Consider the following 9617-nt stretch of genomic DNA (forward strand, 5'->3'; position numbering starts at 1 on the left):
GCGCCGGGCAGCGGCGTGATCAGGATGCCGCCGGTCTCGGTCTGCCACCAGGTGTCGACGATCGGGCAGCGCTCGTCGCCGATCACGCGGTGATACCATTCCCACGCTTCCGGATTGATCGGCTCGCCGACGCTGCCGAGCAGACGCAGACTCTTGCGCGAGGTCTTCTTGACCGGCTCATCACCGGCCTGCATCAGCGCGCGGATCGCGGTCGGCGCGGTGTAGAAGATGTTGACCTTGTGCTTGTCGATGACGTTCCAGAACCGCGAATTGTCGGGATAATTCGGCACGCCTTCGAACATCAGCGTGGTCGCGCCATTGGCCAGCGGCCCATAGAGGATATAGCTGTGGCCGGTGACCCAGCCGACATCGGCGGTGCACCAGTAGACGTCGCCGTCATGATAGTCGAACACATATTGATGCGTCATCGCGGCGAATACCAGATAGCCGGCTGAGGTGTGCAGCACGCCCTTGGGCTGGCCGGTCGAGCCGGAGGTGTAGAGGATGAACAGCGGATCCTCCGCATGCATGTGCTCGCACGGACATTCCGTGGTCACCATTTTCGCGGCGTCGTGGTACCAGAGGTCGCGCGAGGGGTTCATGTCGACCTTGGCGCCGGTGCGCTTGACCACGACGACCCAGTCGACGCCGCCGCACTTGGCGAGCGCGGCATCGACATTGGCCTTCAGCGGCACCTTCTTGCCGCCGCGCAGGCCTTCGTCGGCGGTGATGACGATCTTGGATTGGCAGTCGGTAATGCGTTGCGCCAGGCTGTCGGGCGAAAAGCCGGCGAACACCACCGAATGAATGGCGCCGATCCGCGCGCAGGCCAGCATCGCATAGGCGGCTTCCGGGATCATCGGCAGATAGATCGTGACGCGGTCGCCCCTCTTGACGTTGCGGGTACGCAGGATGTTGGCGAACCTGCAGACCTCGTCGTGCAGCTGCCGGTAGGTGATGTGCTTCGATTCGGAAGGGCTGTCGCCCTCCCAGATGATCGCGGTCTGATCGCCGCGCTGGTCGAGATGGCGGTCGATGCAGTTCCAGGCGACATTGAGGACGCCGTCCTCGAACCATTTGATCGAAATATGGCCCGGCGCAAAGGAGGCGTTCTCGACCTTGGTGAAGGGCTTCATCCAGCCGAGGCGCTTGGCCTGCTCGGCCCAGAAGCCATTGGGATCGCTCACCGAGCGCGCATACATCTGCTGATACTTGGCCTGATCGGCCCAAGCCTTCCCGACCCAATCTGCAGGCACGTCGTAAATCTTCTCGGACATCTGAAAACCCTCCACCCTTGCGGCCAGTGAACGCGGACACTGTGAGCCGTTTTAATTGTTTGAACAATTATGCGTCGAGCCTGATGGCGCCGACAAGCGAAACAAATAGGAGCTTTGGAGGCCCCGACCATGCGCAAGATCAATCTTGGGCGAACCGGGGACGCCCGCCGGGCGCCCGCCGGCGATCACCATCGCGTTTTCGGCAGGTCAAAAAGCCACATCCGGCGCCAGCCCTCGGGATTAATGGTAACTGGAAACCGCAGCTCCCGGGAACTGGGCTAGCGCCCGTGACGATTACCGCCTAAATGGCGTTCCCAGGCCCGGTAGCCTGGCGGAACCCAGGACGAATCGCCGGCATTACCACTGCGTATTCGAATGCAGGGCGCTTGGAGTCATGATGGATCAGCAGAATTTCTCGACTGCCCGGCGCCTTTCCGCCGGTCCGGATGTGACGGGGCCGCCGCGACAGGCGGCGAGCGTCGAAACCCTTGCCAAAAATCTGGGGCTGAAGCTCGGCGACCAGAACGAATTGACCATCCGCCGCATCAAGCGCGGCAAGAGCTATTCATTCGTTCGCGCCAACGGGACGGCGATCCGCCACACCGGCACCATCCGGCGCCTGCACTCGATGGCGGTGCCCCCGGCCTATGCCGAGGTGCGCTACTCCCCCGATCCGAGCTCGCATCTGCAGGCGGTCGGCCGTGATGCCGCCGGCCGGCTGCAATACCGCTATCACTCCGATTGGGAAAAGGTCAGGGAACATCGCAAGGCGCATCGGTTGGCGCGGCTGGTCGCGGCGCTGCCGAAAATCCGCCGCACCGTCTCGATGCATCTGTCGGGCGAGGCGCCGGCCCGCGAATTCGCGCTTGCCGCGGTGATCGAGCTGATCGCGCGCACCGCGATCCGGCCGGGCAACGAATCCTACGCCCGTCTCAACGGCACCCGCGGCGCCACCACGCTTTTGAAATCCAATGTCACGCTGGATGGCGATTGCCTGGTGCTGAGCTTCAAGGCCAAGGGCGGCAAGGCGGTGCGCAAGGAATGCGACGCCGCCAAGCTGGTTCGCGCCATCGGCATCCTGCGTGGCGTGCCGGGCAAGCGGCTGTTCCAGTACCGCGACCCCACCGGCAATGTCCGCGCGGTTTCCACCACCCAGGTCAATGCGTTCCTGCGCGAGATCGCCGGCATCAAGATCTCGCTGAAGGATTTTCGCACCCTGATGGCGTCTGCGGTGGTGCTGGAATCGCTGTCGCGGATTTCGCCGGCCGAAAGCGCCCGCGGCCGCCGCAAGCAGGTACTGCAAGCGGTCCGCGCCGCCGCCGACGAACTGCACAACACCCCGGCCATCTGCCGCAAGAGCTACGTCCACGACACCATCGTCACCGCTTTCGAGGACGGCATTCTGGAACGTTTCGCCGCGACCTTGAAGGGCTATCGCACGCAGTCCAAACGCGAGCAGTTGCTGGCGCAGGTGGTGACGGCGGCGGCGGCCTGACTCCGGCCGCGCCACGCCGACCCTCGAGATCACGCGATCATTTTTTTGAAATTCGCCAGCGCGACAGGAATGTCGGGCTGCGATGCCGCAGCGGCTCCGCCGGATCGCGGATCGGCGGCCTGGGCGGTCAAAAACACCGCGTTCCGGCCGGAACGTTTGGCGTCGTAGAGCGCGTCGTCGGCCCATTTGTTGACCAGTTCCGGCGCGGCACCGTCTCGCGCGAAGGCGACGCCGAGACTGATCGTCACCATGCCGGCCGAGCCGTCGGCTCTTTGAATCCCGGGATTGACGATGGCGAGTGCTTCGACCGCGCAGCGCGCCCGCTCCGCCAGCGTCCAGGCCAGATCGGGCGTGGCGTTGCTCAGAATGATCAGGAACTCCTCGCCGCCATAGCGGAACACGGCATCGTGGTCCGAACGCATCGCCTGCTCGATCGCGCCGGCGACGCGTTGAATGCATTCGTCGCCGGTGCCGTGGCCGGCGGTGTCATTGAGCCGTTTGAAGGAGTCGATATCCGCCATGATGAAGGCAATCGAGCTCTTCGGGATCCTGCGGTCGTCCCACAGCCTCTCGATCAGAGCAGTGGCCGAACGGCGGTTGGCAAGCCCGGTGAGCGGGTCGCGCGTCGCGAGAATTTCCAGCTGGTGATTGGCGGCCTTCAGCGCTTCGCTGCGGTACTGGTCGCGCAAGGACATCAGGAAGGACTTCTGGCCGATCAGAAACTGGGTTTTTCGTGCGGTGGTCACCGCGAAGATCGCCATCGCATAAAACCCCGACGTCCCGATCGCTTCTTCGATGTTGATCGATGGATTGAAAACCTCGAAAGCGGAAAAAATCGCCATCGAGCAGATCATCAGGGCGAACGACCAGACATATTCGACGTTGAACACCACGATCGCGATCGTGTCGGCGTACAGGATGTAGATCAGAAAGCGCTCATAGTCGCGGCCGCCCACGGCGACGGCGAGGCTGCCGTAAGCGATCGTGATGCTGCTCATCAAAAGGATCAGCGACATGCCCTCGACGAGGGCGCTGCGGGGCTTTCGCCAGACCAGGTAGGCACAGGCGTGCAGCGCCGGAGCCAACAGCCCGCTGATAGGGGCGGTGAGCCAAAGCCAGTCCGGCGCGAGCAGGTAGCTGATCGGCACGAAGGCAATGCAGATCAGCCCGCCCCACACCATCCATGCGCGCGCAATCTTGCTGCGCTGCCGCCAGGTATTTTTGCGGTAGGCCTGGGCCATCTCCAGGGAGAAACGGATGTCGCGCGTGCGTTTCGACAGCAGCCGCTCGGCCTCGGCTTCGAGAGCGGGCGTCATCGCGACGTTCATCGGGCTGTCGAGCGCCGTCGGGTTCATGCTGCTGCCAGGCAATTTCAAAACGATAGCCGATTCCGCCGAACAGCTGAGCTTGAATTGCTGAATTTTCCCTGAGGCAGGTTGCGGGAAATACGGACTTCCCAGGAGCACTTTTGGCGGCCTTAGGATGCCGCGGTGGCCCTCGCGATGGGGGCAGATCACATCCCGCCCATCTTGCAGACGAGCTTCCATTCCTCCGATGTCACCGGCTGCACCGACAGCCGTGAGAATTTCACCAGCGCCATCCCGCTCAGCCGTTTGTCGGCCTTGATCGCAGCCATCGTCACCGGGGTCTTCAGGGGCTGGTCGGCCTTGATATCGACGCAGACGAACTTGCCGGTCTTGTCGGTGGGATCGGGATAGGCCTCCTTGACGACTTCCGCGATGCCGACGATCTCCTTGCCTTCGTTGGAATGATAGAAGAAGGCGCGGTCGCCCTTCTTCATCTTCACCAGATTCTGCCGCGCGGTGAAATTGCGCACGCCGGTCCAGGCTTCGCCCCTGGCGCCTTTTGCCACCTGCTGATCCCACGACCATGCCGACGGTTCGGATTTCACCAGCCAGTAGTTCATGACGCCCACCACTTGTTCGTCATGGCCGGACTTGTCCCGGCCACGCACGTCCCTGCCCAATACGACCCTGATTAAACAAGACGCGCGTGCCCGGGACAAGCACGGCTCCCGACCGAGCCAATTATCCCTCCGCCCTGAATGGACGCGTCAGCAGGCTTTCGATCGCCGCGTCGATCGTCATCGCACCGGCCAGGATGGCCGCGACCGCATTCGATACGGGCATGTCGACCTTTTGCGAAGCCGCCAGTTCGACCAGTACCGGGGCGGTGAATTCGCCTTCGGCGAGCCGGTCTCGCGCGGGTTGTTCGCCGCGTCCGAGCGCGATGCCGAGCGCAAGATTGCGCGATTGCGGGCTCGAACAGGTCAGGATCAGGTCGCCCAGACCCGACAGGCCTGCCATGGTTTCGCCGCGCACGCCGCAGGCGCGTCCGAGCCGCACCAGTTCGGAGAAGCCGCGCGTGGTCAGCGCGGCCTGCGCCGAGGCGCCGAGATTGCGGCCGGCCACGATACCGGCCGCGATCGCCAGCACGTTTTTGGCGGCGCCGCCGATCTCGACGCCGCGCACATCCGTGGTGTGGTAGGGCCTGAAGGTCGAAGATCCCAGCGCCCGGACCAGCGCGCCGGCGAGATCCTCATCCTTCGCCGCCAGCGTCACGGCGGTCGGAAGCCCGCGCGCCACGTCTGCGGCAAAACTCGGCCCCGACAGGATCGCCGGGATCGCCTGGGGCGCGGCTTCCGCGATCACCTCGGTCATGAATTGGTGGCTGCCGCGCTCAATACCCTTGGCGCAGGCGATGATGGGTGTCGCCGTGGCGAGGTGAGGCGAAAGCGCGGCTGCGGCCTCGCGCAGATGCTGCGCCGGGGTTGCGATCAGAATAATATCGGCGCGTGCGGCAATGGCGATATCGCTGGTGACGGCAACGTCCGGGTCGAGCCGAATGCCGGGCAGCTTGGCGCTTTCACGGCTGGCTGCGATCTGCGCCGCGCTCTCCGCACCCCGGGCGCAAAGCACCACGTCGCGTCCGGCCCGCACGGCGACCGCGGCCAGCGCCGTCCCCCAGGCGCCCGCGCCGACCACCGCGACGGATTGGAAAGAGGTCATGGCTTCGAAACCTCTAAAATCCGGCACGCGTGTTGGAAAAACCCACAGGCGTGGTGGCCGCGGCATCGAGCAGCCAGCGGGCGCGGGGCGGGGCGTCCATCGTATCCGTCAATCCCTGCGCCAGCCGTTCTGCGCCGGCCCAGGCGACCATCGCGCCGTTGTCGGTGCAGAGCGCAGGCGGCGGGATGATCAGCGTGGTCTTGGCGCGGGCCGCGACCTCCTGCAGGGCGCCGCGAATGGCCTGGTTGGCGGCGACGCCGCCGGCAGCGACCAGTGCGCTGGGCGGCCCGAATTGTTCGCGAAACAGCCTCAGGCCGACGCGCAGCCGATCGGCGGTGGAGTCCATGACCGCGGCCTGAAAACTGGCGCAGAGATCGCGGATGTCCCGCGGCTCCAGCGGACTGAGCCGGCTGGCCTCGTTACGCACCGCCGTCTTCAGTCCCGACAGCGAGAAATTGGCGTCGGTGCGGCCAAGCATCGGCCGCGGAAATGCAAAGCGTTCGGCGTCGCCGCCGTGCGCCGATCGCTCGACCTCCGGTCCGCCGGGGTAAGGCAGCCCGAGCATTTTTGCCACCTTGTCGAAGGCTTCGCCCATGGCGTCGTCGACGGTGGTGCCGAGCCGGACATAGTTGCCGACGCCGATCACGGCGACGATCTGGGTATGGCCCCCGGAGGCAAGAAACAGGCAATAGGGAAATGCCAGCGCGCCGGTCAGCCGCGGCGTCAGCGCATGCGCCTCGAGATGGTTCACGGCGATCAGCGGGGTGTCGTGCACCATCGCGATCGCTTTCGCCGTGGTCAGGCCGACGATCACCCCGCCGATCAGCCCTGGACCGGCGGCGGCGGCGACCGCCGAAAGCTGCGCAAAGCCTGTGGCGGCCTCGCGCATGGCGCGGGCGACGATGCCGTCGAGCAGATCGACATGGGCGCGCGCCGCGATCTCCGGCACCACGCCGCCGAAGGCGGCGTGCTCCTCGGTCTGCGAGTGCACGATATTGGACCGAATGAGCCCCGACCCGTCGCTCAGGCGTTCGACCACGGCCGCTGCGGTTTCATCGCAGGTGGTCTCGATACCCAGCACCAGCATTGATGTTTCGTTACCCAATGTCTGCCCTTGCGCCAGCGGCCAAAGCGGCGTTTCCCTATTGGGGTAGCATTGCGAGGTCTCGACCTGCAATCTTTCGTCACCGCCAATATCCGGCACTTCAGAGTTTGAGGCATGGCCGTTCTCGTCACCCGCCCGCATCCCGACGATGAGACCACGGCGAGAGCCTTGCGCGCCGGGGGCTATGAGGTGCTGCGGGCGCCGATGCTGCGGTTCGAACCGGTCGCCTTCCATGACGATGACGACGCCGATTACGGCGCGATCATCGTCACCAGCGCCAATGCCTTGCGTGGCATCGAACGCCACCTCAAGGGCAGCCGGCTGCTCGCGCTGCCGCTATTTGCGGTCGGCGAGCATACCGCGGCCGCCGCGCGCGGCATTGGCTTTTGCAACGTGATCCCGGCCGACGGCGACGCCTCGACGCTGCGCGATCGTGTGGTGGCGAGCACAAAGGCAAAGCAGCTGAAGAAAACCAGCCCCCTGCTCTATCTGGCGGGTGCCGACCTGGCGCGCGATCTGGCCGGCGAACTCGGCGAACGCGGCTTTTCCGTCGTCACTCAGACGACCTACCGGATGAGCCCGGTGCCCAGCCTGCCGAGCGAGGTCGTTGAGGCTTTCGCCGCCAACGGCATCGAGGCGGTGCTGCACTATTCGAGGCGCAGCGCGCGCGCGTTTTTGCAGGCGGCCGGCGCCGCCGGCGTCGAAATCTCGGCGCTGTCGATCGCGCAATGCTGCCTGTCGGAAGCGGTGGCCTCCGTTGTTCGGGAGGCCGGGGCGCCGCAGGTTCTGGTGGCCGCCACCCCGCATGAAAATGCCTTGTTCGAGGTGCTGAACCGTGCGTTGCGGCCTTGATCGCGCTACAACGCGCGCTCGACTCAAGCCAAGGGCCTGCCGCGGACCCGATCCGGGCTTGCCCTTGCGGACCTGACCTCGGCCTGGATACCCTGGATACCGATTGGTAAAGAAAAGAACAGCGCGTCAAAACAAGAGAATGGAGCCTCGGTTCTGCTTCCGGCAAGACCGGGGGCGTGCCAGCTATTCGGCTTCTGCCCTTTAACCCCTGAGGAACCATCGCAATGGTCGATGACGCTCCCGAAGAACCTGCAACCTCGCCGGATGCAGGCCGCGCCAAGCGCGCCCCGCCCACCATCGACCTCGAAGCATCCGGGGTGACGACCAAGGCCGAGAGCCCCGCCGAAGATGCTCCAGCCGGGCCATCGCCAGCCGGTCCATCGCCGCCGCCGCAATCCGGGAGGTCTTCGATGGCCACCACGGTGATCGCCGCCGTCACCGGCGCTGCCGTGGCCGCGCTGGTGTTTGCCGGCGCCATGTTCGCCGGCTGGCCCGAGGCTCCGCCCGCTCCGCCTGTGCCCGTCCAGGTCAGTTCCGCCGGGATCGACGAACTCGCCGCGCGGCTCGCCAGCCTGGAGTCCAAGGCCGGCAAACCTGTCGCCGCAGCGCCCGTGGATCCGGCGACGGCCGGCCGGGTCGAAGCGCTGGAGCAGTCGGTGGCCGCCTTGCGCGGCGAACTCGACGGCCTGCGCGCAGGAGCGGAAAAACTGGCCGCCGAGGTCAATGACGTGAAATCGGCGCCCCGCGAAACCGCGCCGCCATCGCCGGATCTCTCCGGGATTAACGAGCGCATCGCCGGACTGGAGCGCGCCATCCGCACGCAAAAGGCCGAGCTCACCCAGGAGAGCGCAAAGCCGGTGGACGACGTGCCGCTGCGTCGCATCGTCGCGGCAGGGCTGCTCGATGTTCTGGTTCGCATCGGCGATCCCTACCCCGCCGCGCTGGCGGCGGCGAAATCTTTGGCCGCCAATGCCGACGAGCTGAAGCCGCTGGATCAATTCGCGGCCTCCGGGGTGCCGAGCCCTGCCAACCTTTGCCGCGAATTGCTGACGCTGGTGCCGAAACTGTCGCCGCCGGCGCCGGCCACGGCCACCACCGGTTCGGGCATCGTCGAGCGCCTGGAGGCGGGTGCCGCACAACTCGTGCGCATCGAGCGTACCGACACCAAGGGCAACGACCGCGACAATGTCGTCGCGCGGGTCACCGCGGCGGCGCTGCGCAACGACGTCAACGAGGCGCGCCGCGAACTGAACACGCTGCCGCCGGGCGAGCGCGCCGCAGCCGTCGGCTGGATCGAGAAGGCAGATGGGCGTGACGCGGCGCTCGCCAGCTCCCGTCAATTCGCGACCGGGGCGATGTCGGCGCTGGCCAAGCCGGCACTCTAGTTCAACTCCAGTTCAGGGTTTCCGAAGTTGTGATCAAATCGATATCGCGCGTGAACCTCTTTCCGAGCCACCCGGCGCCGGCGCCGTTATCTTCTCCCCTCCCCCCGCGAAGCGGTGGGGAGGGGTCGGGGGTGGGGGGTGCATCAGCAGGAACCGCTGCTTCGGTGAACGCCGCGCCACCCCCCACCCCCGACCCCTCCCCGCCACGCGCGTTGCGCGCGGAGGGAGGGGAGGAAGAGGACCGAGAGCATGGATACGATGGCTTTCACGGAATCAGTCCTCTAGAATAGTCGGTCGCGGGGGCTGCATTGTTCGGTGATTCCAACCCGGCTTTTTAACGCTGTTGATTAACCCGGCGCGGCTATACGTCATGGTCTTGGATCCACGGGTGTTCCGCCATGACCATCGGCGTCATCGAACAATCGACCAGCAGCCCGCGCTCCGGCGGCAAGCCTTCGGCCGCCAAGAGCTGGC

The 9617-nt window shown here is 65.7% G+C and carries 8 protein-coding genes; 3 read left to right on the forward strand and 5 right to left on the reverse strand.

Translation table 11 applies throughout. The features are described from left to right. Nucleotides 1–1277 (reverse strand): acetate--CoA ligase (locus ABSG20_RS21555; protein WP_423866537.1); only part of this gene is annotated, 1277 nt, incomplete at its 3' end. Nucleotides 1278–1671: 394 nt separating this feature from the next. On the opposite strand from ABSG20_RS21555, the gene ABSG20_RS21560 reads away from it, so the two are divergent. Continuing rightward, nucleotides 1672–2772, forward strand: a complete 1101-nt coding sequence (locus ABSG20_RS21560; protein WP_423866538.1) for a DNA topoisomerase IB — start codon at nucleotides 1672–1674, stop codon at nucleotides 2770–2772. A 29-nt stretch (nucleotides 2773–2801) separates the two neighbouring features. Here ABSG20_RS21560 and ABSG20_RS21565 read toward each other — a convergent pair whose 3' ends face one another. The 4 genes from ABSG20_RS21565 to tsaD all read right to left on the reverse strand — a co-directional run bounded on the left by ABSG20_RS21565 (nucleotide 2802) and on the right by tsaD (nucleotide 6888). Beyond that, nucleotides 2802–4127, reverse strand: coding sequence for a GGDEF domain-containing protein (locus ABSG20_RS21565; RefSeq protein WP_423866539.1), 1326 nt, complete (start codon nucleotides 4125–4127; stop codon nucleotides 2802–2804). Between the two features lie 158 nt (nucleotides 4128–4285). Beyond that, nucleotides 4286–4699 carry an EVE domain-containing protein gene (locus ABSG20_RS21570; RefSeq protein ID WP_423866544.1) on the reverse strand — a complete coding sequence of 138 codons (414 nt, stop codon included), beginning with the start codon at nucleotides 4697–4699 and terminating at the stop codon, nucleotides 4286–4288. 121 nt (nucleotides 4700–4820) lie between these two features. After that, complete coding sequence (locus ABSG20_RS21575) at nucleotides 4821–5801, reverse strand: NAD(P)H-dependent glycerol-3-phosphate dehydrogenase (protein ID WP_423866540.1); 981 nt, start codon at nucleotides 5799–5801, stop codon at nucleotides 4821–4823. A 13-nt stretch (nucleotides 5802–5814) separates the two neighbouring features. Further along, nucleotides 5815–6888, reverse strand: coding sequence for a tRNA (adenosine(37)-N6)-threonylcarbamoyltransferase complex transferase subunit TsaD (tsaD, locus tag ABSG20_RS21580; protein WP_423866541.1), 1074 nt, complete (start codon nucleotides 6886–6888; stop codon nucleotides 5815–5817). A gap of 132 nt (nucleotides 6889–7020) precedes the next feature. On the opposite strand from tsaD, the gene ABSG20_RS21585 reads away from it, so the two are divergent. After that, nucleotides 7021–7758: a uroporphyrinogen-III synthase gene (locus ABSG20_RS21585; RefSeq protein WP_423866542.1), complete on the forward strand. Its 738-nt coding sequence runs from the start codon at nucleotides 7021–7023 to the stop codon at nucleotides 7756–7758. 410 nt (nucleotides 7759–8168) lie between these two features. Next, nucleotides 8169–9143: a COG4223 family protein gene (locus ABSG20_RS21590; protein ID WP_423866543.1), complete on the forward strand. Its 975-nt coding sequence runs from the start codon at nucleotides 8169–8171 to the stop codon at nucleotides 9141–9143. Nucleotides 9144–9617 lie beyond the last annotated feature (474 nt).

Origin of the sequence: Bradyrhizobium sp., assembly GCF_049512235.1 — a bacterium.
Lineage (GTDB): Bacteria > Pseudomonadota > Alphaproteobacteria > Rhizobiales > Xanthobacteraceae > Bradyrhizobium.